This is a genomic window from Stenotrophomonas sp. 610A2, from assembly GCF_030549615.1.
Lineage (GTDB): Bacteria > Pseudomonadota > Gammaproteobacteria > Xanthomonadales > Xanthomonadaceae > Stenotrophomonas > Stenotrophomonas pigmentata.
In genome coordinates this window covers 633,182-658,693 of the sequence record NZ_CP130832.1, presented here as the reverse complement: position 1 = coordinate 658,693, position 25,512 = coordinate 633,182, and the positions used below count along the sequence as shown (strand labels likewise).

Genomic DNA, 25,512 nt, shown 5'->3' with positions numbered 1-25,512 from the left:
GTTGTGGGAGCGGCGTAAGCCGCGAAGCAGATGTTGCTGAAGCCCTCGGAAGCTTTGCCATCTGATCCTGCGCCAGCTTCGCGGCTTACGCCGCTCCTACAAACCTGCAGCATTTGCCCCTCCCTTTGCCGTAGGCAAGGGGGTGAAGAAGATCTGCTTGCGCGGCACTGCCGCGCGACCTGATGAACGACCGAAGGCTATGCCTTCGGGCCGGACGGCTTGGGGAGGGGTGCCTTGGACTTGCGCCGTCGCTGTTGCCGCGGCAGAACGTTCGTCAGCTTCGCGGCTCACGCCGCTCCCACAAGCTTCAGGCCTGCTGCCGCCGACCGGAAGTCCGCCGCACTTCCGCGTTTCCCGGGCTGAGCCACTGGCAGCGCTGGCTCGGGCGATCTAATCCGAACGGATCATTCATAAAAGCTCGCGGATCGAAAAAATCGCCTGTTAGACTGCAAAACCCCTTTCTGAACCGCGCCCCTACATGACGCCAGTCCTGTTGCTACTGCTTGCGCTGCCTTTTCTGCTGGCAGCGGCCATCGCTCTCAATGGCCGTTTGTCGCGCAGTGCAGCCGCATGGACAGCAGCAGCGGCGCCTGTTCTGGGTCTGGCCCTGCTCGGCAGCGCCAGCCCGGCCGTGCTCGATGGCGAGATCGTCCGCAACAGCTGGCAGTGGCTGCCGCAGATAGGCCTGGACTTCAGCCTGCGACTGGACGGACTGGCCTGGATGTTCACCGGGCTGGTGCTCGGTATCGGCGCTCTGGTGGTGCTGTATGCGCACTACTACCTGTCAGCCAAGGACAGCGCGCGGCGCTTCTACAGCTACCTGCTGCTGTTCATGGGCGCGATGCTCGGCATGGTGCTGGCCGGCAACCTCTTGCTGCTGATGGTGTTCTGGGAGCTGACCAGCATCAGCTCGTTCCTGCTGATCGGCTTCTGGTCGCACCGCAAGGACGCCCGCGAGGGCGCGCGCATGGCCTTGATCGTCACCGGCGGTGGCGGCCTGGCGCTGCTGGCCGGTGTGCTGCTGATCGGCCGCATCGTCGGCAGCTTCGACCTGGACGTGGTGCTGGCCTCGGGCGATCTGATCCGCGCCAGCGCCCTGTACCCCTGGGCATTGCTGCTGGTATTGGCCGGCATCTTCACCAAGAGCGCGCAGTTCCCGTTCCACTTCTGGCTGCCGCAGGCGATGGCTGCGCCAACGCCGGTGTCGGCCTACCTGCATTCGGCAACGATGGTGAAGGCCGGCGTGTTCCTGCTGGCACGGCTGCACCCGGCGCTGGCCGGCACCGAATTGTTCTTCTACGTGGTCAGTGGCATCGGTGCGCTCACCCTGCTGATCGGTGCCTGGAACGCGATCTTCCAGCATGACCTCAAGGGTCTGCTCGCCTATTCGACGATCTCGCACCTGGGCCTGATCACCTTGCTGTTCGGCCTGTCCGCGCCGATGGCGGTGGTGGCCGGCGTGTTCCACATCCTCAACCATGCCACCTTCAAGGCCTCGCTGTTCATGGCCGCCGGCATCATCGACCACGAGACCCACACCCGCGACATGCGCAGGCTGGGCGGCCTGCGCAAGCTGATGCCGATCACCAGCGCACTGGCCATCGTCGCCTCGCTGGCCATGGCCGGTATCCCCCTGCTCAACGGCTTCCTGTCCAAGGAAATGCTGTTCGCCGAAGCACTGGCGACGCAGGGCCCGGACTGGATGCGCTCGGCAATGAGTGCCGCCGCCCTGCTGGCCGGCATCCTTGGCGTCGCCTACAGCCTGCGCTTCGTCCACGACACCTTCTTCGGCAAGGGACCAGTCGATATCGACGTGGTGCCGCATGAGCCGCCGCGCTGGATGAAGGTGCCGGTGGAGGTACTGGTGGTGATCTGCCTGGCCGTCGGCATTGCCCCGGCGCTGACCATCGCGCCGGTACTGCAGACCGCTGCGGCGTCGATCCTTGGCGCCGCGATGCCGGAATACAGCCTGTCGGTCTGGCACGGCTTCAACCTGCCGTTGGCGATGAGCGCGATTGGCGTGGTCGGCGGTGTGCTGTTGTATTTCGGCCTGCGCCGTTTCACCGACCTGTATGCCGCGAGCAATCGGCCGACTGGCAAGCACCTGTTCCACCGCGGCCTGGATGTGTTGTTCGGCTTCGCCCACCGCGTCACCACCGCACTGGCCAACGGCAGCCTGCAGCGGATGCTGTTCGCGCTGGTGCTGGTGGCGGTGATCGTTGCCGCTGCACCCTATGTCGCCAGCCCGGTGATGCCGGTGTGGCCGGCCCCGCAGTCCATGCCCTTGCTGGGCTGGACGCTGTGGCTGGTGATGCTGGCCTGCGCCTTCGCCGGTTTGTTCCTGTACCAGCAGCGCCTGCTGGCGGTGATCGTGATGGGCGGCACCGGCTTGATGGTGGCGCTGACCTTCGTATTCCTGTCCGCACCCGACCTGGCCCTGACCCAGCTGATGGTGGAGATGGTGACGCTGGCGCTGATGCTGCTGGGCATGAACTACCTGCCAACGCAGTCGCCGCCGGAACACTCGCGCTGGCGCAAGCGCCGCGATGCGCTGCTCGCCATCGTTGCTGGCGGTGGCATCGCCGCGCTGGCCTACTCGCTGATGACGCTGCCGCCCAACACCATGGCCGGCGAGATGCTGCTGCGCTCGCTGCCCGAGGCCTATGGCCACAACGTGGTCAACGTGATCCTGGTCGACTTCCGCGGCTTCGATACCTTCGGTGAGATCACCGTGTTCGGCATCGCCGCGCTGGTGGTGCACGCGATGCTGCGACGCACGCGGATGGCGCCGGAGCAGATCATGCCTGGCCCGCCGATCAAGCTGCCGGTGCCGGCCGATCTGGCCCAGATCATGTTTCCGCTGACGCTGACGGTATCGATCTTCCTGTTCCTGCGCGGCCACAACGCGCCAGGCGGCGGCTTCATCGCCGGCCTGGTGCTGGCGGTGCCGTTGCTGATCCAGTACGTCATCCAGGGCACCGTCTCGGTGGAGTCACGCTTCGGCTTCGACTACATCCGCTGCATCGGCCTGGGCCTGTTGATCGCCCTGCTCAGTGGCGCGGCCTCGATGCTGTTCAGCGTGCCGTTCCTGACCAGCGGCCATCTGGACCTTGAGCTGCCGCTGATCGGCACGGTGCCATTGGCCAGTGCGATTGGCTTTGATACCGGCGTCTACCTGGTGGTGTTCGGCGGAGTGATGCTGATCCTGTCGATGATGGGCACCATCAAGCCCTCGCGCACCCGCAATGCCCGCAACGGCGAAATCGATATCCACCGCCGTTCGGCACGCACCGGGGAGATGCACTGATGGAACTGGCACTGGCAAGCGCCATCGGCGTACTGGCCGGCATCGGCATCTACCTGCTGCTGCGCGCGCGCAGCTTCGATGTGATCCTGGGCATGACCTTCCTGTCCTATGCCACCAACCTGCTGATCTTCAGCGCGGGGCGGCCGGTGATCGGCAAGGCACCGGTGCTCAAGGATGGCGTGGCAACCACCCTCGCCCACTACACCGACCCGCTACCACAGGCGCTGGTATTGACCGCCATCGTGATTGCATTCGCGATGACTGCGGTCACCATCGTGCTGGCGATGCGCAGCCGCAGCGACAACCACAGCGATCATGTGGACGCGCACGAGCCTGAACTGCCGGCTGATGACGCGGCCAAGTCGGGGGGCGGCGCATGAATCATCTGGTGATCCTGCCGATCCTGATTCCCCTGCTCGGCGCAGCGCTGTCCTTGTTCATCGAGCACCGCCGCTACGGACCCAAGGTGCAACGCACGGTGGCCTGGGCCAGCATGGCGGCGTTGGCAGCAGTGGTGGCACTGCTGTTCGCACAAACCAGCCAGGGCCAGATCTCGGCCTACCTGCTCGGTGACTGGCCGGCACGCCTGGGCATCGCCTTGGTTGCCGATGGCCTGGCCGGCTGGATGCTGGTCACCACCCTGCTGCTGGCCATCGCCTGCCTGCTGTATGCCTGCACCGGCTGGGACCGGCGCGCGCCGCACTTCCATGCGTTGTTCCAGTTCCAGCTGGTTGGCCTCAACGGTGCCTTCCTGACCGGCGACATCTTCAATCTGTTTGTCTTCTTCGAGGTGATGCTGATCGCCTCCTACGGCCTGCTGCTGTCCGGCGGGCGCGGCCTGCGCATGCGCATCGGCCTGCATTACGTGGTGTTCAACGTCACTGCGTCCACGCTGTTCCTGATCGCGCTGGGCATGCTCTACGCCACGCTCGGCTCCTTGAACATGGCCGAGATCGGCCAGCGCGTCGCCGAGTTGCCGCCTTCGCACCTGAAGCTGGCCAAGGCCGCCCTGGGCTTGCTGCTGCTGGTGTTCTGCTCCAAGGCCGCACTGCTGCCGATGTACCTGTGGCTGCCCGAGTCCTATGCACGCGCACCGGCTGCAGTTGCCGCGCTGTTCGTGATCATGACCAAGGTCGGCCTGTATTCGGTGCTGCGGGTGACCTCGCTGTGGTTCGATGCCGACGCCGGTGCAATGAGCGGCTACGGCAGCGATTGGCTGCTATGGGCCGGCATCGCGACACTGGTGGTTGGCGCGCTGGGTGCGCTGGCAGCAACACGCATGAGCGTGCTGGTGGCGTATCTGGTTGTCGTATCGGCCGCGACTTTGTTCATCGCCTTCGCGTTGGGCAGTGCTGGCACCATTTCCGCCGGCCTGTACTACCTGCCGCACAGCACCTTCGCCGCCGCCGCGCTGTTCCTGATCGCCGACCTGATGCGCCGTCGCCGCGTGCAGGCCGACCGCCGCCGCGAACACGAGCTCAGCGCCGTGCTGCCGAGCCGTACCGTGCCAGGTCTGCTTTTCCTGATTGGCGCTGTGGCGGTGGCCGGCCTGCCGCCGCTGGCCGGTTTCCTCGCCAAGGCCGCACTGCTGTCGGCGGTTCCGGATGCGCATACCGCGGTGGTCTGGAGCGCCGTGCTGGGCAGCAGCCTGCTGGTGATCATGGGCCTGGCACGCACCGGCATCCGCCTGTTCTGGCGCGTGCCCGGCGACGATGATGCCGCCATACCCGAACCCGAACCGGTGGATGCGCCAGCGCGGCCATTCGAGACCGCCGCAACCTGCCTGCTGCTGGGCTATGTGGTGTTGATGAGTGTGTTCGCCGCGCCACTGATGCGCCAGACCGATGCCATCGCCGCCCAGCTGCTGGCGCCGGACCAATACCTGCATGACGTACGCGGCACCGCGCCGCAGGTGAGGCAGCCATGAGCGACCGTCGCCCCCTGCTGCGCCGCATCTTCCCCTCGCCTGCGCTGTCGATCACCGTTGTCGCGTTCTGGATGGTGATGTCGTCCAGCTTCGATCTGGGCCAACTCGTGCTCGGCCTGCTGCTGGGCGTGGTGATTCCGCTGTTCGCTGCGCGCCTGGACCGCGAGTTCGCCCGCCTCGGCACCTTGCGGCCGGTGCCCAAGCTGCTGGCGGTGGTGCTGTGGGACATCCTGGTGTCCAACCTGCGCGTCGCCGCGCAGGTGCTGGGCCGCGAAGAGAAGCTCAAGCCCGGCTTCATCTGGGTGCCGCTGGATATCGCCAACATCCACGGCATCGCCGCGCTGACCAGTTTCATCACCCTGACCCCGGGCACGGTGTCGGCGGCGTTGTCCGAAGACCGCCGCCATCTGCTGGTGCATGTGCTGCACCTTGAAGATGCCAATGCCCTGATCAACGAGATCAAGAGCCGCTACGAAGCGCCGCTGATGGAGATCTTCCCGTGAACGGTTACCAGATATTCGAAACCACGCTGATCGTGTGCATGCACGTGGTCGGCATCGCCATGCTGCTGGGTTTGTGGCGGCTGCTGCGCGGGCCCACCGTGCCAGACCGCATCCTCGCGCTGGACACCTTGTCGGTCACCGCCATCGCCGAACTGATGCTGTTCGGCATGTACCTGGACTCGGCCATCTACTTCGAGGCTGCCTTGATCATCGCCATGCTCGGCTTCTGCAGCACGGTGGTGCTGAGCAAGTTCGTGCTGCGCAGGGATATCGTCGAATGATCACGTTTCTGCAGATCGCGCTGTCGGCGCTGTTGGCCTTTGGCTGCTTCTTCATCCTGGTCGGCGCGCTGGGCCTGGTGCGTTTTTCCGATTTCTTCAAACGCCTGCATGCACCGACCAAGGCCAGCACGCTGGGCGTGGGCTGCGTACTGGTGTGCTCGGTGGCGTACCACATCTTCCTCGGCCAGGACCCGCAGCCGCGTGAGCTGCTGATCACCGTGTTCCTGTTCATCACCGCACCGATCAGCGCCCACCTGATGGCCAAGGCCGCACTGTCGCTGATGATGGAAAGCCGGCCCGAGCCGCCGAAGGAATAGTGCCGGGCACAAGCTCCACCGGTAGTGCCGAGCCATGCTCGGCTGGAGCCTTACCGGGAAAGCTCCTGCCGAGCATGGCTCGGCACTACAGGCACGCTTCAGCGCAGCTGCAGCTGCGTGGCGTCATCGACCCGTACATGCGTCTGGTAGTAATACTTGTCGCTGACGCGCCTGCCATCAGCAACGAACCCGATACGCACCAACCGTGCGGTACCCCGCACCAGAATCGCGCGTCCCTTCAAGGCTGCGCCGGGATCCGCCCCGTATTGCGCCACCATCTCCTGAAGCGCATCGGGCCCGATGCTGATGCTCAGATTGCGCGGATCGCGGTAGTCCGATTGGGAGTTCAGGTACAACCTGCCATCGGCATTGCCACTGGCACGCACCGTCAGCGCAAACACGCCATCTACCCCGCGCTGCGGCCCAGCCGCAGCCGCCAGCTGCACCGCCATGGATGGATCCACCCATGTGCTGCCACGGCCGACATGCGCACATCCCGCCAAGCCCATGCAAGCCACAGCCATCAACAAAAACCCACGCATGCTCGACTCCTTGTCAACTTGGAACCGTTGATTCAAGCCCAGCACGGGCAATCAATGCAAGAGACAGACTCCCTATATGCAGCAGCGCCAGCTGACCTGTGGGAGCGGCGTCAGCCGCGAAGCCACTGCAACAGCAGCGGCAACATGGCATGTAATTGCATAAAACCCGGCGCTTTCAGCTGTGCCAGCTTCGCGGCTTACGCCGCTCCTACACGGCGAACAGCGCGAGCTCCAGGCCTACCCACGCCAGGAACGCGATGAACAGCACCGCGCCTTCGCCACGGCTGACCTTGAGGTCGCCACGCAGCATCGGGTACAGCATCAACACGAACACGATCGCCGCCGGCAACTCCAGGCGTACGAACGAGGCGGGCAGCGGCATCGGCCGCAGTGCCGCCATGCCACCGATCACCACCAGCACGTTGAACAGGCTGGAGCCGATCACGTGGCCAACCACCATGTCGCCCTGACCGCGTCGCGCGGCAGCAATGGCTGCGGCGACTTCCGGCAAGGCGGTGCCGATGGCCACCGGCAACAAACCGGCCAGCAACGGCGACATGTCCCAGCCAGCACCGATCACCGGTGCAGCCTGCACCACGAAACGCGCGCCGTAATACAGCACCACCGCGGCGATGAGGACACGGATGATGTTGAGCCCGAGCACGGTGCGGGTGGTGGCGTAATTGATGATGCTTTCCTGCAGCTCCGCCGGCTCATGCCGTGCCCGCTTCAGCAGGAAGGCCAGCACACCGACAAAGCCCAGCAGCAACACGATGCCTTCGATGCGGCTGATGGCGCCATCCAGCCCGAACACGATCAAGGCCAGCGTCGCCACCGCCAGCAGCACCAGCAACGGCGACAACAGGCGCGTGCGCACCATCAACGGGAAAGCCAACGCAGCCAAGCCCAGGGTCAGGCCGACATTGACGATGTTGCTGCCGACCGCATTGCCCAGCGCCAGTTCCTGCGCACCGGTTGCAAAGGCACGGGCATTGACCACCAGCTCCGGCAAGGAGGTGCCGAAGGCGACCAGCAACAAACCAGCGACGAACGGCGAGGCGCCAAAGCGCTGGGCCAGGCCGGAGGCGGCCTTGACGATGGAATCACCGCCCAGGGCGAGCAACACCAGCCCAAGGACAAACCATGCGATCGCTTCGAACATTGCGCCTCCCTCCCGACATTGTTGGCGACGATAGCCGGACGTGTACCCGCACTATCGCCTGTAGCCGCAGCAGGGTATCAGCCGCAGCCTTCCACGTAATCCACCTGCGGCGGCAGGCCAACGCGCCACATCGTGGCCTTGCCGTCAGCACCCAGCTCGAACACCAACGCGCCCTGGCTGCCGTCCGTTGCCGGTACTCGCAGTACCTTTCCCCCCTCCACGTACTTGTGCGGCTGCACCGGCTCGGCCTGCGGGTAAAGCGCCTGCAGCTGGGCCAGGTCCATGCCGATCTTGCCGCCACCCGGCGCGGCGGTATCGCCGCCACGCACGTCATAGCGTACGAACTTGCCCTCTTCGAGCATGAAGAACGGCCCGCCCTCGGTATGCGCCCCGGGGGACAGGTAGTAGCAGCCGCCATCGGCCGCTGCATCGCCCTGCAGTTCTCCCGTCCATACCGTGCGCAGCTGCTCGGCGTCGATACCGAGCTGTGCCGCGCCATAGCCCTGCCAGTCGGCATCGCTGGCAGCAACCGGGGCGGCCGGTGCCGGGGCGGGCGCCGCAGCGGGTGCTGGTGCCGCAGCCGGTTCAGCGGTTGCGGGCTCGGCCGGCGGCGTGCGCTGGCAGGCCACCAACAGCACGGCAATCAGTGACAAAGGCAGGGCAAGACGGTTCATGCGGCAGCTCCAGGCGGGTACGCGGCCGAGTCTAGCGGCATCCCTGCATGGCAGGCGCGAAGGCCGGGCTGTCATCGTGGTTTCACTTGCCGGCGACAGGCTGGGCGCCTACGTCGCCCGTGCCCAACGCCCATGCAACCGCACAAGACCGAACTTGGCCACACCGTGCTGCAGACGCACCGCGCCGCGCTGGACCTGCGCCAGCGGCGGGCGCTGATCCTGTGCGACGGCAAGCGCAGCCTGGCCGAGCTCAGCGGCATGCTCGGCAACGACGTGCCCGAGCTGATCGCACAGCTGCAGCGCGATGGCTACCTGCAGGTGGAAGCGCCCACGGCGCCGGTCGCAAAAGCACAGGCTGCCGATCCCGCACCGGCGCAGCAGCCGCACAATACAGCGCCCGCAACGGTCCCGCAGCAGGCGCCCGTCGAACGGCGCCGCTCAATGGTCGCCGCGCGCATCTATGTGCTGGATATCCTCGCGCTGCAACGCAATCCCACTGCCGCACAGCTGCACAAGCTTGTGCAGGCAGCGCGCGAGGAAGGCGATACCGTACAGGCGCTGAAGCTGGCACTCAGCCATCTGCCGGCAATGACCTCGGACGGCTATGCCCAGCGCGTGCGTGGACGCCTGCAGGAAGTGCTGCCCGAAACGCATCTGGCAGCGGTGCTGGACGCAGCACCGCTGCCGGCCTGAGTCAGGCCTTGGGTGCGGTGAAGTTGTTGCGCAGCCCGCTCCAGCAGGCCTGGTAGCCGCGCTGGCGGTGCCCGGCATCCATCGCCTGTTCGGTCGGGCAGATGACGCCGCGGGTCTCGAACATGAAGGCCATGGTGTCGCGGATCACGTCCGGCTTGGACAGGTCCGCATGCGAGGCCTTGTCGAAGGTGGCCGCATCCGGGCCATGGCCGGTCATGCAGTTGTGCATGGACGCACCGCCCGGCACGAAGCCTTCGGCCTTGGCGTCGTAGGCGCCGTGGATCAGGCCCATGAACTCGCTGGCGATGTTGCGGTGGAACCACGGCGGGCGGAAGGTGTTCTGCGCTACCAGCCAACGCGGCGGGAAAATCACGAAATCCAGATTGCTGGTGCCCGGGGTATCGCTGGCCGAATGCAGCACCAGGAAGATCGACGGATCCGGATGGTCGTAACTGATCGAGCCAATGGTGTTGAAGTGGCGCAGGTCGTAGCGGTACGGCGCGTAGTTGCCGTGCCAGCCGACCACGTCGAGCGGCGAGTGACCGATATCGGCGCGCCACAGGCGGCCCTGGAATTTGGCGACCAGCTCGAATTGGCCGTCGAGGTTTTCATAGGCGGCAACCGGCGTTTCAAAGTCACGCGGGTTGGCCAGGCCATTGCTGCCGATCGGGCCGAGATCGGGCAGCTTCAGCAGCGCGCCGAAGTTCTCGCAGACATAGCCGCGTGCCTGCCCGTCCGGCAACTCGACCGCGAAGCGCACGCCGCGCGGGATCACCGCGATCTGCTGCGGTTCGATCTCGATCACGCCCAGCTCGGTGCGCAGGCGCAGCCGGCCCAGCTGCGGCACGATCAGCAGCTCGCCATCGGCGTTGTAGAAGTAGCGCCCCTGCATGTCGGCATTGGCGGCGTAAAGATGGATACCGGCACCGGTGTGGGCTTCGGCCGAGCCGTTGCCGCCCATCGTGTACAGGCCATCGATGAAGTCGGTGGGTTCGGTGGGCAGCGGCAACGGGTCCCAGCGCAGCTGGTTCGGCGAGGCCGCCGACTTGCTGAAATCGCTGTGCAGGCGCGGCTGCTCGAACGGGGTGAACTCACCGTGCATCGCCGCCGGGCGGATGCGGTACAGCCAGCTGCGGCGGTTGCTGCCGCGCGGCGCGGTGAATGCGGTGCCGGTCAGCTGCTCGGCATACAGCCCGTGCGCCACCTGCTGCGGCGAATTGCGACCCACCGGCAAGGTGCCGGGCACAGCCTCGGTGGCGAACTCATTGCCGAAGCCGGATTGATAAGCGTTGCTGACCATGGTGACGGCCTATGTTTTGCGATTGAGCCCCTCTCCCGCCTGCGGGAGAGGGGTTGGGGTGAGGGGAAGCTTTTGACTTGATCCTAAGGCAATTGGCTGCGTTGGTGGCTGCGGAAATCAACAGCAACTGCAAGGGCCTGCCCTCACCCCAACTCCTCTCCCGCGGGCGGGAGAGGGGCTTTGAGCAAAGGCTTCAAGCAAAGGCCTCAAGCAAAGCTTGTTACAGCACACCACGATCCATCTGGTCGCGCTCGATGCTTTCAAACAAGGCCTGGAAGTTGCCTTCGCCGAACCCTTCGTTGCCCTTGCGCTGGATGATCTCGAAGAAGATCGGGCCGATGCAGTTCTTGGTGAAGATCTGCAGCAGCTTGCGCTGCTTGGTTTCCGGGTCGGCGTCGATCAGGATCTTGTTCTTGCGCAGGCGCTCCACGTCTTCGCCATTGTTCGGGATGCGCAGGTCGACCACGTCGAAGTAGGTGTCCGGCGTGTCCAGGAACTCAATGCCCTGCGCACGCATCGCTTCGACGGTGTCGTAGATGTTGTCGGTGAAGCAGGCGATGTGCTGGATGCCCTCGCCCTTGTAGGCATCGAGGTATTCGTTGATCTGGCTCTTCGGGTCGGACGACTCGTTGAGCGGGATGCGCACGACGCCGTCCGGCGCGGTCATCGCCTTGGACACCAGGCCGGTCTTTGCGCCCTTGATGTCGAAGTAGCGGATCTCGCGGAAGTTGAACAGGCGCTCGTAGTAATCCGACCACTGCTGCATGTTGCCCAGGTACAGGTTGTGGGTCAGGTGATCGATGAAGGTCAGGCCGAAGCCGCCCGGGTTCTGGTCGGCGCCTTCGATCGGCTCGTAGTCGGTGTCGTAAATGCTTCCGGCACCGCCGTAACGATCCACCAGGTACAGCATGCAGTCGCCGATACCCTTGATCACCGGCGCCGACACGGCGCGGGTTTCAGCCAGCAGCTCGACTTCCTCGGCACCGTTGCCCAGCGCCGCCGACAGCACCTCGGCAGCCGGCTTCTGGAAGCGGATGGCGAAGCCGCAGGCGCTCGGGCCATGCTTGGCGGCGAAGTCGGCGGCAAACGAGTTTGGCTCCTCGTTTACAAGAAAGTTGACGCCGCCTTGACGGTAGACGGTAATAGCACGCTGCCGGTGGCGGAGGACGGCCGTGAACCCCATGTTCTTGAAGTAAGCATGCAGCTGGGCAGCCTGCCCGGCCGGCGCGCCAAATTCGACGAACTCAAAACCATCGATGCCCATCGGGTTTTCAAAGGTGGTGACCTGCATGCCCAGGTTGGGCGCGTTGGATGCAGTAGGGGTGTTCATGGGTTGCCTCCGGGAGCTTGGCGGACGCCGGGGTGCCGGCGATGAAAACAGGGAGATCCGCCGCAAAAAGCGGGTCTGGACCGAAGGTTATAGTTTCACATGAAACCACCATCAAGGTGCACTGCAGCATGAGCTCTTCCGATTACAGCAAGTCCACCAGCATCCGCGCCTCTCACGTGTTGCTGGACCTTGAGCAGTTCCTGCCCTACCGCATCAGCGTCCTGTCCAACCGGGTCAGCGGCAACATCGCCCGGCTGTACGGCGAGCGCTACGGCCTGGCCATCCCCGAATGGCGGGTGATCACCATCCTGGCGCTGTACCCGGGCTCCTCGGCCAGTGAAGTGTCCGAGCGCACGGCGATGGACAAGGTGGCGGTCAGCCGCGCCGTTGCGCGCCTGCTGGAGCGCGGCTTCATCAAACGCGAGACCCACGGCGATGACCGTCGCCGCTCGGTGCTGGCCTTGTCGGCCGCAGGCTTCGAGGTCTACGAGACCATCGCGCCGATGGTGATCGAGATGGAACGGCGCCTGATGTCGGCGCTCACCGAGGACGAGGAACAGGTGCTCGAACGCCTGATCACGCGCCTGGCCGATGCCGGCCTGCAGCGCATGAACGAGGGTTGATCGTCGCCGACGATCAACTCAGGTGCTTGCGCCGCGCATAGATCCACGGCGCGGCAAGGGCCGCGATCGCACCACCTGCAAAACCCAATGCCGCCGCCACCGCTGCCGCCTCAATGCGGCCGGGCAAGGCCAATGCTGCAAGCAACAGCAGGCCGGCCGGCAGACCGATGAACGAGGTCAGGAAGAACCGCCAGCGCGGCACCCAGGTGTGCAGCTGCATCAGGCTGGCGCCGGTCCAGGCATCGTTGGCTTGGTCACGTCCGATTTTGTCCACAAGCTTGACCAGATCGACTTCGGCAGCGCCCTTGCCCATGCGTGCCAAGGCCAGTGCCGCGTCAACTTCGGCGGGTGCCGGCCAATTCGATGGCCAAGCCTGCGGCGCCTCTACGCCATAAGCCGTCAACAACGGCAGCGACAAGGCCGGCACCGGCAGCGCGCGCAGCCGGCGCTTGTCCATTACGCACCAGAACTGGGTCTGTCCTTCATGGCTGACCTGGTAGAGCGCCAGCTGTTCCGGCGCCGGATACGGCAGGGCCGTGACCCGCGCGGCCATCGATTCCATGCCCATCGCGCGCAGGAAGCCGACACGACTGCGGCCGGATTGCGCCCAACCGATGCCGAGCGGCGATAGCAGCATGACTTCGGCGTGATCGCTGGCACCGCTGTTGGCGCGCTCGTCGCTGGCCAGGAAGGCCGACAGGGAATTGGGTTCGGCCACATCGGGCTTGCCCCAGCGCTGCGAATGACCAAGCAGGAATTTCAGCGGTACGCGTGCAGCGACGGTCTCGCCGCGCACGCTGTCGGAGGCGAACGGCACCACGCTGGCGACGAAGGCGCGCAGCTCGTTGCCGGGCGATGCACTCCACTCCGGCGGCAGCAGGCCGGCCAACAAGCCGTTGCGGGCCAGCTGATCGATCTGTTCTTTCTGCTCGACCAACCGGGTGACGGCCGACTGCAACATGATGTTGGGCGGAACCGAAGCCTGCGGCAGCCGGTAGCGCGGCGGCGGCGCGGATTCTTCTGCTGCCGCGCTCTCGTCCAGCAGTTCGTCCACCGTGGGCAAGCTGGTGCTGGCGAGGTCCTGCTCGACGGTTGCGGTGCTGGAATCGGGGCTGGCAGCTGGCTGCATGGTGAGAGAGGGCAAGGCGCCGGATGCAGAGGGATTGATTCGTTAGCGGCCGCAGGCGAACAAAATGAAGATGAAGGCTGTGGCTCTGCCCCCTCCCTTGCGCATAGCGCAGGGGAGGGTTGGGGAGGGGTGCTTTGGCTTTAGCTTTAGCTTTGACTTTGGCTTTGCTTCCAGCCGAGAGCTGACAGCAAAGATCAGAATCAAAGGCACCCCTCCCCGGCCCTCCCCTGCGCTGCGCGCAAGGGAGGGGGCAACGAAAACGGCGCCTTTCGGCGCCGTTTTCGTTCAAGCACATCGCAGGCTTACTTCGCCGGCGGCGCCCATTCCTTCAGGAAGGCATCGAACTTGGCGCGGTCGTAGCCCTTGCCCTTCTCCAGATCGCCAGTGAACTGCGAATGCAGCAACTTGCCCTCGGCATCCAGCACCAGCAGGTGCGGGTAGGCCTTGATCTCCGGGAAGCGCGACAGGAAGGCCGCGTTCTCGTTCTCTTCGCTGTAGTTGACCTTCATCCACACGTAGTTGGCGTCGCGGAAGCGGCGCAGCTCCGAATCACCTTCCATGAACGCGTCCAGCAGATGGCACCAGGAGCACCACTCGCCGCCCACATCCAACATGATCCGCTTGCCGCCGCGCTGGGCTTCCACCTTGGCCGTTTCCAGATCCGCAACCGGGTCGCGGGCCGGGTCGAACTGCGCATTGAGCCCGGCCACCGCAGCGATGTCCGCTGCGGTGGGGGTATTGCCCGATGCTACCGGCTGGCTGGTATCAGCCACCGGTGCCTTCTGTTCGGACGTGTCCAGTGGCTGCACCTTTTCAGGCTTGGCAGGCGGCGGTTGATTGCAGCCAGCCAGCGCCACGGTGAGCAACAGGGGAAGCGTTCCGAACAGCAGTTTCATCGCATGACTCCTTACTTCACGCCGTGCATGAGCTTCTGCACCAGTGGGGCGATCAGGAACAGCAGCACACCTGCACCCAGCAGCGACCAGAAACCGAACGTATAGCCCTTCAGGGCCGATTCCACCGTCATGCCGCTCTCGCCACTGACCACCGCGGCGAAAATGCCCGACAGGTTGTTGCCGATGGCGGTGGACAGGAACCAGCCGCCCATCGCCAGGCCCACCACCTTGAGCGGGGCCAGCTTGGTGGTCATCGACAGACCGATCGGCGACAGGCACAACTCACCGACGGTCTGGATCACATAGACCATGAACAGGGTCCAGAACGGGATCTTGCCAGCGCCGTCGACCAGCGAGGACAGCGCGTACATCAGCAGCAGGAAGGCCAGGCCGTTGAAGATCAGACCCAGGCCGAACTTGCGCGGGATGGACGGGTTGGCCTTGCCCAGCGCGGTCCACAGCCAGACGAAGATCGGGCCAAGGGCCAAGATGGCGACCGAATTGACCGACTGGAACCAACCAATCGGGAAGGTCCAGCCCCCAAGGTCACGGTTGACGATGTTCTGCGCCAGGAAGTTGAACGAGCTGCCCGCCTGTTCGAAGAACATGAAGAACAGCACGTTGAACACGAAGATGATCAGCATGGCGATGGCACGGTCACGCGCTACCTTGCCCTCGCGGATGCCCTCGACCAGGATCATCACGCACAGCGCGGTGAACAGGCCGCCCAGGATCCAGCCAAGGATGCCGGCATCGATGGACAGCAGCGCATAGGCGACCGGCACCGCCACCAGCGAACCCACCAGCACAGCGATGGTGCGACCCATGCCTTCACCACCGGCCGGCGGCTTGCCGATTTCGCCGAGCTGGCGACGGCCAAACCAGAACCACACCAGGCTGATCAGCATGCCGACGCCCGAGGCGATGAACACGTATTTGTAGGCCGGCATGGCTTCGGTGCCGAACACATTCTCGGCCAGGATGCCGGTCAACACCGGGGCGACCAGCGCACCGGCATTGATGCCCATATAGAAGATGGTGAAGCCCGAATCACGCCGCGAGTCGTTGATGCCGTACAACTGCCCGACCATGCTGGAGATGTTCGGCTTGAACAAGCCGTTGCCCGCGATCACCGTGGCCAGGCCGATACGGAACACCTGATCGTTGGGGATGGCGATCAGGAACAGGCCCAGCGACATCACCGCCGCGCCGATCAGGATAGAACGCTGGTAACCGATGATCCGGTCGGCGACGAAGCCGCCGAACAGGGCCGCCGCATACACCAGCGCCAGATAGGCGCCGTAGAGCTTGCTGGCACCGGCCTGGCTCTCGGAGAACTGGGCCACGATGTACAGCGTCAACGCCCAGCGGATACCGTAGAACGCAAATCGCTCGAAGAACTCGGTCATGAACAGCATCCACAGCGGACGCGGGTGACCGAGCAGGTTGTTGAACTCCGGCACGGGCGCCGGGGTTGGTGCGGAATTCGGCGCGGCAGCGCTCATGCGGTGTCCCCTGATAATTCGTTGGGTAAGTAATGCAAGCAAGTCGGCCGGAACCGGCGCGACGGGCGAGGATCACAGAAGCATCGGCTTCACGTCAAATACATACTGCTGCAACCAACCGCTGCGCCATGCCGGGGCCGGCCCCTTTGAGACCGGCCCATGATGCAATGCAAGTTTCTGAATAGGTTGAACTTTCAACCACAGCAAGGGCTCAGGCATCGCCGCGGATGGTGGTACGCACTTCGAACAGCTCGGGGAAGAAGGTCAGCTCCAGTGCCTGCCGCAGGAAGCCCACGCCGCTGGAACCGCCCGTGCCGCGCTTGAAGCCGATCACCCGCATCACCGTGCGCATGTGGCGGAAGCGCCACAGCTGGAACTGGGTTTCCAGGTCCACCAGGTCCTCGCACAGCGAGTACTCACGCCAGTAGCGGTCGGTGTCCTGGTAGATGTTCTCGAATACCTGGCGCAAGGCCGGGTCGCTGATATGCGACTGGGTCCAGTCGTGGCCTTCGTAGGCCGCCGGGATGGCATGGCCGAAGCGCGCCAGGTAGGCCAGGAATTCCTCGTACAGGCTGGGCGCTTCCAGCACCTCACGCAGCTGCGCCTGCCCTTCCGGGTCGTGGGCGAACACGTTGAGCATGTCGGCATTCTTGTTGCCGAGCAGGAATTCGATATAGCGGTACTGCAGCGACTGGAAGCCCGAGGACGGGCCCAGCACGTCGCGGAAGCCCATGTACTCGGAGGGCGTCAGGGTCTCCAGCACCGCCCACTGTTCGGTCAGCAGGCGCAGCACCTGCTTGGCCCGGGCCAGCACCTTGCGGCACTGCCAGACCTCGTCGCGCTGCATGTGGCCGCGCGCCGCGCGCAGTTCATGGGCCAGCAGCTTGAGCCACAGCTCCGAGGTCTGGTGCTGGATGATGAACAGCATTTCGTCGTGGTGCGGCGGGTTGGACAGCGGCTGCTGGGCCGCCAACAGCTGATCCAGGCGCAGGTAGCCGCCGTAGGTGAGCCTGCCCTGCAGGTCGGTATGGATACCGGCTTCGAGCTCACGCTGGTTCTTTTCTACGGTCATCGGCCTGGCCATCGGATGGGGCGGCAAGGGTAACGCAGGGTTGCACCTCCTGTAGTGCCGACCCATGGTCGGCAGGGGTTTACCGGTAATGCCTCTGCCGACCATGGGTCGGCACTACATGGGCCGTTCCTGGTCGAGCCCCTGCCGACCATGGGTCGGCACTACACCCCTCCCTTTGCCGCAGGCAAGGGGAGGGGGCGTGGAGGGGTGCGCTGGCTCTGGCTCCCGCGCAAACGGAATCGAAACACGCGCAAAGCCCAGCGGCGCGACAATGTGCCGTTCCTGTTGCTTCAGACTGAATACGTTGGAATTGCTCACCCGAGTCGCGCCCTGCGGAACAAAATCGCCCTGTGTCCGGTCAATCTTGTTGCGGCGCAGGACGGCTTTTTCGGACTGAGTCCTTACCATGCGTAATTCCTATCATTTGAAACCATCTGTCCAAGGTGTTGCTGCAATGACGGTTTCCGCCCAGTTCCAAATCAATTACCTGCAGTACCTGGATGCCGACGGCAACCTGGTACGTGACGACCTCCCCGCCTCGCTGCGTGACCCACGCTCGCTGCTGCCGATGTTCAAGCAGATGCTGGCCACGCGGGTGTTCGACACCAAGGCCGTGGCGCTGCAGCGCACCGGCAAGCTCGGCACCTTTGCCTCCTGCCTGGGCCATGAAGCGGCCCATGTCGGCATCGGCGCGGCCATGAAGAGCGGTGACGTGTTCGCCCCCAGCTACCGCGAGTACGGCGCCATGTTCATGCGCGGCGTGCGCCCGCGTGACGTCCTGATGTACTGGGGCGGCGACGAGCGCGGCAGCGACTACGACCGCCAAAGCGATGCGGTCCGCGATTTCCCCATCTGCGTGCCGATCTCGACCCAGTGCCTGCACGCGGCCGGTTCGGCGCTGTCGTTCAAGCTGCGCAACATGCCGCAGGTCGCGGTCAGCGTCTGCGGCGACGGCGGCAGCTCCAAGACCGACTTCTACGCCGCGGTGAACTCGGCCGGCGCCTACAAGCTGCCGCTGATCCTGTGCGTGGTGAACAACGGCTGGGCCATCTCGGTGCCCCGCTCGGCCCAGACCGGCGCCGAAACCCTGGCCCAGAAGGGCCTGGCTGGCGGCCTGTTCTGCCTGCAGGTGGACGGCAATGACCTGATCGCCGTGTTGGCCGCGATGGAACAGGCGCGCGAGCGCGCCCTGGCCGGCGAAGGTGGCACGGTGCTGGAACTGCTCACCTACCGCCTGTCCGACCACACCACTGCCGACGACGCCCGCCGCTACCGCGACGACGCCGAGGTGAAGTCGGCCTGGTTGAAGGAGCCGCTGATCCGCCTGCGCAAGTACCTCACCGCGCAGGGTGTGTGGAGCGAAGAAGAAGAAAAGAACTGGATCGCCGAATGCGGCACCCGCGTCGACGAGGAGGTCAACGCCTACCTCAACTGCCCGGTGCAGCCGGTCGAGGCGATGTTCGACTATCTGTATGCCGATCCGCCGCCGGACCTGCTGGCGCAGCGAGCTGCCGCCATCGCCCTGGAGCAGCGCCATGGATGACATCAAGCGCAATGCTGCCGTCACCTCGGCCAGCCACGATCACGGCGTCGCGCACAGCGCGGCGAGCAACAGCGGAGACACCCCGATGACAGCCACCCCGATCACCCTCATCGAAGCCGTCACCCAGGCGCTGGCCTGGGAAATGGAACACGACCCCTCGGTGCTGGTGCTGGGCGAAGACGTGGGCGTCAACGGCGGCGTGTTCCGCGCCACTGCCGGCCTGCAGCAGCAGTTCGGCCCTGAGCGCGTGCTCGATACCCCGCTGGATGAAACCACCATTGCCGGCCTGACCGTCGGCCTGGCCGCACAGGGCATGAAGCCGGTGGCCGAAGCCCAGTTCGACGGCTTCGTCTATCCGATGGTCGATCACCTGATCTGCCACGCCGCACGCCTGCGCAACCGTACCCGTGGCCGCCTGCATTGCCCGATGGTGCTGCGCGTGCCGTGGGGCGGTGGCATCCGCGCGCCGGAACACCACAGCGAAGCCAACGAAGCCATCTTCACCAATGTGCCGGGCATGCGCGTGGTGCTGCCGTCCAGCCCGCAGCGTGCCTACGGCCTGCTGCTGGCCGCGATCCGCGAGCCGGATCCGGTGATCTACATGGAGCCCAAGCGCATCTACCGCCAGTACAAGGAAGTGGTCGTCAACGACGGCGAGGCACTGCCGCTGGACGTGTGCTTCGTGCTGCGTGACGGCACCGACGTGACCCTGGTCACCTGGGGTGCACAGGTCAAGGAAGCACTGGAAGCAGCCGACAAGCTGGCCGGCGAAGGCATCAGCGCCGAAGTCATCGACGTGGCCACGCTGCGCCCGCTGGACTTCGCCACCATCGCCGAGTCGGTGGCCAAGACCGGCCGCTGCGTGATCGTGCAGGAAGCGCCGAAGACCGCTGGTTTCGGTGCCGAGATCGCCGCACGCCTGGCCGAGGAGTCGATGTACGACCTGCTGGCACCGGTCGAGCGCGTCGCCGGCTATGACACCCACATCCCGCTGTTCCGCCTGGAGATGAAGTACCTGCCAAGCGTGGAGCGGATCGTGACCGCCGCCAAGCGCGCGGTGGCGGTGGGCTGACATGCTGGCACGCTTGATTGGCAGCTACCGCAGCCAATACCGTAACCCCCTGCAGTTCCGTACCGGGCAGATCGTCGAGCTCGGTGTCCGCGACGAAGAATGGCCGGCCTTCGCCTGGGTGAAAACCAGCGAAGGTGGCGCCGGCTGGGCGCCGGTGGCCTGGTTGCAGGTGCTCGACGATGGCCGCGCCGAAGCGCTGCGTGATTACAGCGCACGCGAGCTGGACGTGGACCGCGGCGAGCAGGTACGGCTGCATCACGAACATGGTGGCTGGTGGTGGTCCGAGCGCGCCGATGGCGCGCAGGGCTGGCTGCCGGCACGCGAACTCGAATTGCTGGAAGAGAAACTCACATGAGCCAGACCAAGAATTTCAACCTGCCCGACCTGGGCGAAGGCCTGCCGGACGCCACCATCGTTGAGTGGTTCGTCAAGGAAGGCGACGTGATCAAGCTCGACGAACCGCTGGTGGCGATGGAAACCGCCAAGGCCGTGGTCGAAGTGCCCTCGCCGTTCTCCGGCAAGGTGCTGAAGCTGGCAGGCCCCGCCGGTGACATCGTGGTGACCGGGCACGTACTGGCCAGCTTCGAGCTCGACCCGAACCTGCCGCAGCGTGCCGATGGCCAGGACACCGGCCATCACCACGGCGCCCCGGCCGAAGCCGCGCCCGCACCTGTTGCAGCACCGGCACCGGTGGCTGCCGCTGCCGCCGAACGTGCAGACGAAGGCACCGTGGTTGGCGCGATGGTCAGCTCCAACGCCGTGCACACCGAACAGGCCGTGGCCGTCGGTGGCGTCAAGGCGGTACCGGCCGTGCGTGCGATGGCACGCAAGCTCGGCGTCGACCTGGCCCGCGTCCGTGCCACCGGCGCCGAAGGCGCGGTGACGATGAATGATGTGAAGCAGGCGGCGGCAAACCCGTCAGCGTTGCTCCCCTCTCCCACCGGGACAGTGGCCGGGGGTTCGATCGCTACTGCAGCCGCCGTACCCTCACCCCAACCCCTCTCCCAGGGGGAGAGGGGCTCAAGTGCCCGCACCCCGCTGTCCGCCGCCGGCAAGCCGATGCGTACCGCCCCTCCGGGCGTGGTCGCCAAGGGCCAGCCGGAACCACTGAAGGGCGTGCGTCGCAACATGGCGCGGGTGATGGCCGATGCGCACAGCAAGGTCGTGCCGACCACGCTCAGCGACGACGCCGACATCCACGCCTGGGCGCCGGGCAACGACATGACCTCGCGTCTGGTCCGCGCCATCGTCAGCGCCTGCCAGGCCGTGCCGGCAATGAATGCCTGGTTCGACGGTGACAACCTCACCCGTACCCTGCATGCCCAGGTCGACATCGGCATTGCCGTGGACACCGACGATGGCCTGTTCGTACCGGCCCTGCGCAATGCCGACATGCTGGATGCACGCGGCGTGCGCGAAGGCATCAACCGTCTGCGCCAGCAGGTCGAAGACCGCTCGATCGCCCCGTCGGAGCTGAGCGGCTACACCATCAGCCTGTCCAACTTCGGCATGTTCGCAGGCCGTTACGCCACCCCGGTGGTGGTGCCGCCGTGCGTGGCCATCGTCGCCGCAGGCCGTGCCCGCTTCCAGGTCACCCCGGTGATGGGCGGCATTGAGACCCACAAGGTCATTCCCTTGTCGGTCACCTTCGATCACCGCGCCTGCACCGGCGGCGAAGCCGCGCGCTTCCTGCGCGTGCTGATCGATGATCTGGCCAAGGTCAACTGACAGATTTGTTGGCTGTGTGATTTTGGGGCCCGCAGCGATGCGGGCCTTTTTTTGGCTCTTTTTTGCTTCGAACTTTGCTTTGGGCCTGCTTGTTAGAAGCTTCCCCTCACCCCAACCCCTCTCCCGCAGGCGGGAGAGGGGCTCAGTGCACTACGAGCCGCCGCGATCCTAGCCCCTCTCCCGCGTGCGGGAGAGGGGTTGGGGTGAGGGCAGCTCCTGCCTTTGATCTTTCACCAAACCTCACCGCACAAAAAAACATCACCCACCTGTAACGCCAACCCACGATTCCAGCGCTACGATTGCTCAATCCCACACCGCCACCAAAACCATCATGGGCACCTGGACCTGCAGCAACTGCAAGGAAGTAAACGAAGACAACTTCGATCAATGCTGGAAATGCGGCACCCACGCCGATGGCGCACCGCCGCCGCGCGACTATCAGCCCGATGACGGCCGCAACTGGACCCAACCACCGCGCCTGATCGACTGCCCGCGCTGCCCCGGCATGCGCATGGAATTCATCGGCCGCAAGCGCTTCCACGAAGGCTCGCAGGCAATGCCCTTCCTGCTCGGCGATCTCGGTGAGCTGTTCGTCAACCGCGAGGAGTTCGATCTGCACGCCTGCCCGGGTTGCGGCAAGGTCGAGCTGTTCCTGTCCAATCGCGTACGCTGAGCAGCGCACGCATCGAAGGGCCAACGATGCGTTACCAGCGCTGCCTGATCCTGCTGTTCGTGGCGATGTACCTGCTGATGCTGCTCGGTGGTGCCGCGCTCAAGCCTGGCTATTCGCCGCTGTCGCAATACATCAGTGAACTCGGCGCGACCGGCAGCGCACATGCGCAGGCGATCAGCCTGTTCGGCTTCATTCCGGTCGGCGTACTGGCCGCATTGCTGCTGTTCGCGTTCGCACGGTTAGCTCCAGTAAGCGGTGCCAGTCACTTCGGCTATTGGCTGCTGATGTTCGAGCCGCTGGCGTGGATAGGTTCCGCGCTGGCACCTTGCGATCTCGGCTGCCCGATCGGCGGCAGCCTGTCGCAGTCTCTGCACACCCTGCTCGGCGTGTTCACCTATCTGGGCACAGCACTCGGTCTGGTGTTGTTGGCAACCGCGCCGACATTGCGCCCAGCTACGCGCGTGTTGTGGATCGCGCTGGCAGGGCTCTGGTTGCTGCTGTTCGTATTGATGGGACTGGAACCACTGCAACCCTTGCGCGGGCTGCTGCAACGTCTGGCCGAATGGAGTGTATACAGCGCGCTATGCATCACTGCATGGCGACTGAGTATTTCAACAGCTGTGCCGACAGCGCGATAACACGCAACCACGGATAGCGGGTGTACGCTGCGCTCCTCTGCCACCGGAGCATCCGCATGAGCCACCGCAGCCGTCTTGCAGGTTTCATCATTGATTGCCAAGGCACCGACAGCGATGCCGCCGCCGCGTTCTGGGCGCCCGCTCTGGGCTTGACCGCCAAGCCCGGCCATACCGAGAACGATGGCGCGCAGTACGCCGAGCTATTGGGTGCACCCGCTGACCTGCATGTGGAAGTGCAGCGCGTCGATCACGCTTCACGCGTGCATCTGGATATCGAGTCCGACGATATCGATGCAGAAGCCGACCGGCTTGAAGCATTGGGCGCACGTCGCATTGCCAGGATCAAACGCTGGTGGGTGATGGAAGCACCCACCGGCCATCGCTTCTGCATCGTGCAGATGCACCATCCAGAACGTGGCGCAACGCCCAATACCTGGGATTGATACATTTTTTTCACGACAGCCTGCGTTGCGATGTGTTGGAATGCCGGTCCAAATCAAGGAGTGAACAGCATGGGTTTGATCACCGGAATGGTCGTGGGCGGTCTGGGTGGCTTGGCTGCCATCAACATCCTGGCGCTGATTGCGAAGAACAGCGGTACGCCGCATGACCTCACCACCTTCAGTTCCGATGAGGACGTGCTGGCCAAGGTCGATGCCTGGGCAAACGAACATGGCTATCGCCTAGTCCGCGACATCGATGGCACACGCGTCTATCGCAAGGGCAACAACATCCTGACTTCACCGATGTACATGGAAGTCACCAAGGATGGAAACAAGTACACCGTCAAGAGCTATACGCAGATCAACGGCTTCATCCTCCGCGGTGACATGGCGCTCACCGGCGATACCTTCATCGCGAAACTGCCGCGTTCGATGGCCAAGAAGGCGCAGAACAACCTGTTCGCGACCTTGAACGTGCCTGGCCTGCCGTGATGACGGAACACCGCGTTCTTCGCCCGTAAGCCAAGACGCAGCGATAATGCGCGGTCTCCGCCCACCGGAACCGCAGCAATGAATCCATCCTCTGCTTCTCTACACGGGGCACGTGTCCTGGTTGCCGGTGGCAGCCGGGGCATTGGCTTGGCCATCGCCCAGGGCTTTGCCCGCGAAGGCACGAAGCTCAGCATCTGCGCACGTGGCGCGCCCACGCTGCAGCAGGCTGCCGATGTACTGCTTCGCGACGGCGCGGCTACCGCGCACACACAGCAATGCGATCTCGCCGATCCGGCGCAGATCCAGGCCTGGATCGACGCTGCTGCCGCCGAGCTGGGCGGTATCGATATCCTCGTCAACAATGCGTCCGGCTATGGCAACGGCAATGACGATGCCAGCTGGCAGGCCGGTTTCGATATCGACCTGATGGCCGCGGTGCGCGCCAACCGTGCCGCCCTGCCCCATCTGCGCCTGAGCACCTTGCCGGCCATCCTCAACATCAGCTCGATCAATGCCTCGGTGCCGACGCCGCGCGCGGCCGCCTATTCCGCCGCCAAGGCAGCGTTGAACTACTACACCACCAGTCTGGCCACCGAACTGGCGCGCGAGCGCATCCGGGTCAACGCACTGGCACCGGGCTCGATCGAATTCCCCGGCGGGCTGTGGGAGCAGCGGCGCAGCAACGCACCCGAGCTGTACGAGCAGATCCGCAACAAGATCCCGTTCGGTGGTTTCGGCAATGTCGAGGATGTGGCCAATACCGCGGTATTCCTGTGCTCGCCTGCAGCGCGCTGGATCACCGGCCAGGTACTGGCGGTGGATGGCGGGCAGTCGTTGCCAGCGTAACAACGTTGTGGGAGCCGCTGTTTGTAGGAGCGGCGTAAGCCGCGAAGCCGGTGCACTTACAGATCGCCAGCTTCGCGGCTTACGCCGCTCCCACAACCCAACCAAGCTCAACCAAGGCTCACACCAAATCCGCCGCCCCAACCACCCGAACGCCAGGCTGTGGATTCAATGCCGCCTCCACCAGGGCGTCGGCAATCCGCGGGGCCGGATTGATCCGCCACGCGCGCGGCAATACCGGCGCCAGCGCGCCCAGCACCACGCTGGCCAGATGCTCGCCGGTGCGACGTTCGGCGCGCTCGCCGCCGATCAATCCCGGGCGAACCAGCGTCAACGAAGCAAACCCCAGCGCGCGCAGATCCTGCTCCAAGGCGCCCTTGACCCGGCTGTAGAACACCAACGAGCGCGGATTGGCGCCGGCCGCCGAATTCAACGCGAATACCTCGCAACCGTTGCCCCGTGCCGCCTGCGCGATCGCCAGGGGATAGCCATGGTCGATCTGCTGGAAGGCCTCGCGCGAGCCGGCCTGCTTCATCGTCGAACCCAACGCGCAGATCACCGCGTCCACCTGCCAGCCCTGTGCCACGGTCGCCAGCGCGGCGAAATCCAGCACCGGATTGAACAGTTTGGCGTCGGTCAGCGGCAGCGCGCGGCGGGTGGGTGCGATCACCCCGCTGCAACGCGGGTCGGCCAGCAACCGCTGCAGTACCTGCGCCCCGACGAGCCCGGTCGCGCCAGCCAGCAATACCCGCATGATGTCCTCCTGTGAGCGGCTGCCATTCAAGCCGGCTGCTACCTTGCCGATAATGGGGCTTGGAC

Annotated in this window: 27 protein-coding genes; 17 read left to right on the top strand and 10 right to left on the bottom strand. The window is 65.0% G+C overall.

Going from position 1 to position 25,512, the window contains the following annotated elements:
- The first annotated feature begins 478 nt into the window (after positions 1–478).
- From Q5Z11_RS02905 to Q5Z11_RS02880, 6 genes are read left to right on the top strand one after another with little or no spacing between them, the layout of a single operon-like run.
- On the top strand, positions 479–3,307 hold the full coding sequence (locus Q5Z11_RS02905; RefSeq protein WP_303748639.1) for a monovalent cation/H+ antiporter subunit A: 2,829 nt from the start codon (positions 479–481) through the stop codon (positions 3,305–3,307).
- Positions 3,307–3,687: a Na+/H+ antiporter subunit C gene (locus Q5Z11_RS02900; protein WP_303748638.1), complete on the top strand. Its 381-nt coding sequence runs from the start codon at positions 3,307–3,309 to the stop codon at positions 3,685–3,687. Before Q5Z11_RS02905 ends, Q5Z11_RS02900 begins: the two co-directional genes overlap by 1 nt.
- The gene (locus tag Q5Z11_RS02895) at positions 3,684–5,234 is read left to right on the top strand and encodes a monovalent cation/H+ antiporter subunit D (protein ID WP_303748637.1); all 1,551 of its coding nucleotides are present in this window, start codon (positions 3,684–3,686) and stop codon (positions 5,232–5,234) included. The genes Q5Z11_RS02900 and Q5Z11_RS02895 overlap by 4 nt, the downstream gene beginning before the upstream one ends.
- Positions 5,231–5,737, top strand: a complete 507-nt coding sequence (locus Q5Z11_RS02890; protein WP_303748636.1) for a Na+/H+ antiporter subunit E — start codon at positions 5,231–5,233, stop codon at positions 5,735–5,737. The genes Q5Z11_RS02895 and Q5Z11_RS02890 overlap by 4 nt, the downstream gene beginning before the upstream one ends.
- Before the next feature lie 38 nt (positions 5,738–5,775).
- A complete protein-coding gene (locus Q5Z11_RS02885; RefSeq protein WP_231732514.1) occupies positions 5,776–6,018 on the top strand; it encodes a K+/H+ antiporter subunit F in 243 nt (80 codons plus the stop codon).
- Entirely contained in the window at positions 6,015–6,335 is a 321-nt protein-coding gene (locus Q5Z11_RS02880; RefSeq protein WP_405051648.1) for a Na+/H+ antiporter subunit G, read from the top strand. Before Q5Z11_RS02885 ends, Q5Z11_RS02880 begins: the two co-directional genes overlap by 4 nt.
- 98 nt (positions 6,336–6,433) lie before the next feature.
- On the opposite strand, the gene Q5Z11_RS02875 is transcribed toward Q5Z11_RS02880, so the two are convergent.
- The 3 genes from Q5Z11_RS02875 to Q5Z11_RS02865 all read right to left on the bottom strand — a co-directional run bounded on the left by Q5Z11_RS02875 (position 6,434) and on the right by Q5Z11_RS02865 (position 8,692).
- Positions 6,434–6,877 (bottom strand): hypothetical protein, encoded by a 444-nt coding sequence (locus tag Q5Z11_RS02875; protein ID WP_303748635.1) that lies wholly within the window; start codon positions 6,875–6,877, stop codon positions 6,434–6,436.
- A 208-nt stretch (positions 6,878–7,085) separates the two neighbouring features.
- The gene (locus Q5Z11_RS02870; protein ID WP_303748634.1) at positions 7,086–8,039 is read right to left on the bottom strand and encodes a calcium/sodium antiporter; all 954 of its coding nucleotides are present in this window, start codon (positions 8,037–8,039) and stop codon (positions 7,086–7,088) included.
- 77 nt (positions 8,040–8,116) lie between these two features.
- A complete protein-coding gene (locus Q5Z11_RS02865; RefSeq protein ID WP_405051677.1) occupies positions 8,117–8,692 on the bottom strand; it encodes a lectin in 576 nt (191 codons plus the stop codon).
- Positions 8,693–8,845: 153 nt separating this feature from the next.
- Here Q5Z11_RS02865 and Q5Z11_RS02860 point away from each other — a divergent pair, with 153 nt between their 5' ends.
- Positions 8,846–9,406, top strand: a complete 561-nt coding sequence (locus tag Q5Z11_RS02860) for a hypothetical protein (RefSeq protein WP_303748632.1) — start codon at positions 8,846–8,848, stop codon at positions 9,404–9,406.
- A gap of 1 nt (position 9,407) precedes the next feature.
- Here the strand turns inward: Q5Z11_RS02860 and hmgA are convergent, their stop codons facing one another.
- Both hmgA and hppD read right to left on the bottom strand, forming a co-directional pair.
- Positions 9,408–10,706, bottom strand: a complete 1,299-nt coding sequence (gene hmgA / locus Q5Z11_RS02855) for a homogentisate 1,2-dioxygenase (protein ID WP_303748631.1) — start codon at positions 10,704–10,706, stop codon at positions 9,408–9,410.
- A 220-nt stretch (positions 10,707–10,926) separates the two neighbouring features.
- Positions 10,927–12,036, bottom strand: coding sequence for a 4-hydroxyphenylpyruvate dioxygenase (hppD, locus tag Q5Z11_RS02850; protein ID WP_303748630.1), 1,110 nt, complete (start codon positions 12,034–12,036; stop codon positions 10,927–10,929).
- 128 nt (positions 12,037–12,164) lie between these two features.
- On the opposite strand from hppD, the gene Q5Z11_RS02845 reads away from it, so the two are divergent.
- Positions 12,165–12,659: a MarR family winged helix-turn-helix transcriptional regulator gene (locus Q5Z11_RS02845; protein ID WP_282271784.1), complete on the top strand. Its 495-nt coding sequence runs from the start codon at positions 12,165–12,167 to the stop codon at positions 12,657–12,659.
- Positions 12,660–12,672: 13 nt separating this feature from the next.
- Here Q5Z11_RS02845 and Q5Z11_RS02840 read toward each other — a convergent pair whose 3' ends face one another.
- The 4 genes from Q5Z11_RS02840 to Q5Z11_RS02825 all read right to left on the bottom strand — a co-directional run bounded on the left by Q5Z11_RS02840 (position 12,673) and on the right by Q5Z11_RS02825 (position 17,261).
- On the bottom strand, positions 12,673–13,803 hold the full coding sequence (locus Q5Z11_RS02840) for a hypothetical protein (protein ID WP_303748629.1): 1,131 nt from the start codon (positions 13,801–13,803) through the stop codon (positions 12,673–12,675).
- Positions 13,804–14,090: 287 nt separating this feature from the next.
- A complete protein-coding gene (locus Q5Z11_RS02835) occupies positions 14,091–14,684 on the bottom strand; it encodes a thioredoxin family protein (protein WP_303748628.1) in 594 nt (197 codons plus the stop codon).
- An 11-nt stretch (positions 14,685–14,695) separates the two neighbouring features.
- Positions 14,696–16,189 (bottom strand): peptide MFS transporter, encoded by a 1,494-nt coding sequence (locus Q5Z11_RS02830; RefSeq protein WP_303748627.1) that lies wholly within the window; start codon positions 16,187–16,189, stop codon positions 14,696–14,698.
- 211 nt (positions 16,190–16,400) lie between these two features.
- Positions 16,401–17,261 (bottom strand): tryptophan 2,3-dioxygenase, encoded by an 861-nt coding sequence (locus Q5Z11_RS02825; RefSeq protein ID WP_303748626.1) that lies wholly within the window; start codon positions 17,259–17,261, stop codon positions 16,401–16,403.
- Positions 17,262–17,715: 454 nt separating this feature from the next.
- On the opposite strand from Q5Z11_RS02825, the gene pdhA reads away from it, so the two are divergent.
- The 9 genes from pdhA (at position 17,716) to Q5Z11_RS02780 (ending at position 24,696) form a co-directional block, all read left to right on the top strand.
- Complete coding sequence (gene pdhA, locus Q5Z11_RS02820; protein ID WP_303748625.1) at positions 17,716–18,804, top strand: pyruvate dehydrogenase (acetyl-transferring) E1 component subunit alpha; 1,089 nt, start codon at positions 17,716–17,718, stop codon at positions 18,802–18,804.
- Complete coding sequence (locus Q5Z11_RS02815; RefSeq protein WP_303748624.1) at positions 18,797–19,876, top strand: alpha-ketoacid dehydrogenase subunit beta; 1,080 nt, start codon at positions 18,797–18,799, stop codon at positions 19,874–19,876. The genes pdhA and Q5Z11_RS02815 overlap by 8 nt, the downstream gene beginning before the upstream one ends.
- Position 19,877: 1 nt before the next feature.
- Positions 19,878–20,231: an SH3 domain-containing protein gene (locus Q5Z11_RS02810; protein WP_303748623.1), complete on the top strand. Its 354-nt coding sequence runs from the start codon at positions 19,878–19,880 to the stop codon at positions 20,229–20,231.
- A complete protein-coding gene (locus tag Q5Z11_RS02805) occupies positions 20,228–21,604 on the top strand; it encodes a dihydrolipoamide acetyltransferase family protein (protein WP_303748622.1) in 1,377 nt (458 codons plus the stop codon). Before Q5Z11_RS02810 ends, Q5Z11_RS02805 begins: the two co-directional genes overlap by 4 nt.
- A gap of 331 nt (positions 21,605–21,935) precedes the next feature.
- Positions 21,936–22,277: a hypothetical protein gene (locus Q5Z11_RS02800; RefSeq protein WP_303748621.1), complete on the top strand. Its 342-nt coding sequence runs from the start codon at positions 21,936–21,938 to the stop codon at positions 22,275–22,277.
- Positions 22,278–22,303: 26 nt separating this feature from the next.
- Complete coding sequence (locus Q5Z11_RS02795) at positions 22,304–22,915, top strand: DUF998 domain-containing protein (RefSeq protein ID WP_303748620.1); 612 nt, start codon at positions 22,304–22,306, stop codon at positions 22,913–22,915.
- Between the two features lie 56 nt (positions 22,916–22,971).
- A complete protein-coding gene (locus Q5Z11_RS02790) occupies positions 22,972–23,358 on the top strand; it encodes a VOC family protein (RefSeq protein ID WP_303748619.1) in 387 nt (128 codons plus the stop codon).
- Between the two features lie 69 nt (positions 23,359–23,427).
- Positions 23,428–23,850 carry a hypothetical protein gene (locus Q5Z11_RS02785; RefSeq protein ID WP_303748618.1) on the top strand — a complete coding sequence of 141 codons (423 nt, stop codon included), beginning with the start codon at positions 23,428–23,430 and terminating at the stop codon, positions 23,848–23,850.
- Between the two features lie 78 nt (positions 23,851–23,928).
- A complete protein-coding gene (locus tag Q5Z11_RS02780; RefSeq protein ID WP_303748617.1) occupies positions 23,929–24,696 on the top strand; it encodes an SDR family NAD(P)-dependent oxidoreductase in 768 nt (255 codons plus the stop codon).
- A gap of 118 nt (positions 24,697–24,814) precedes the next feature.
- Here the strand turns inward: Q5Z11_RS02780 and Q5Z11_RS02775 are convergent, their stop codons facing one another.
- Positions 24,815–25,447: an NAD-dependent epimerase/dehydratase family protein gene (locus Q5Z11_RS02775; RefSeq protein ID WP_303748616.1), complete on the bottom strand. Its 633-nt coding sequence runs from the start codon at positions 25,445–25,447 to the stop codon at positions 24,815–24,817.
- Positions 25,448–25,512 lie beyond the last annotated feature (65 nt).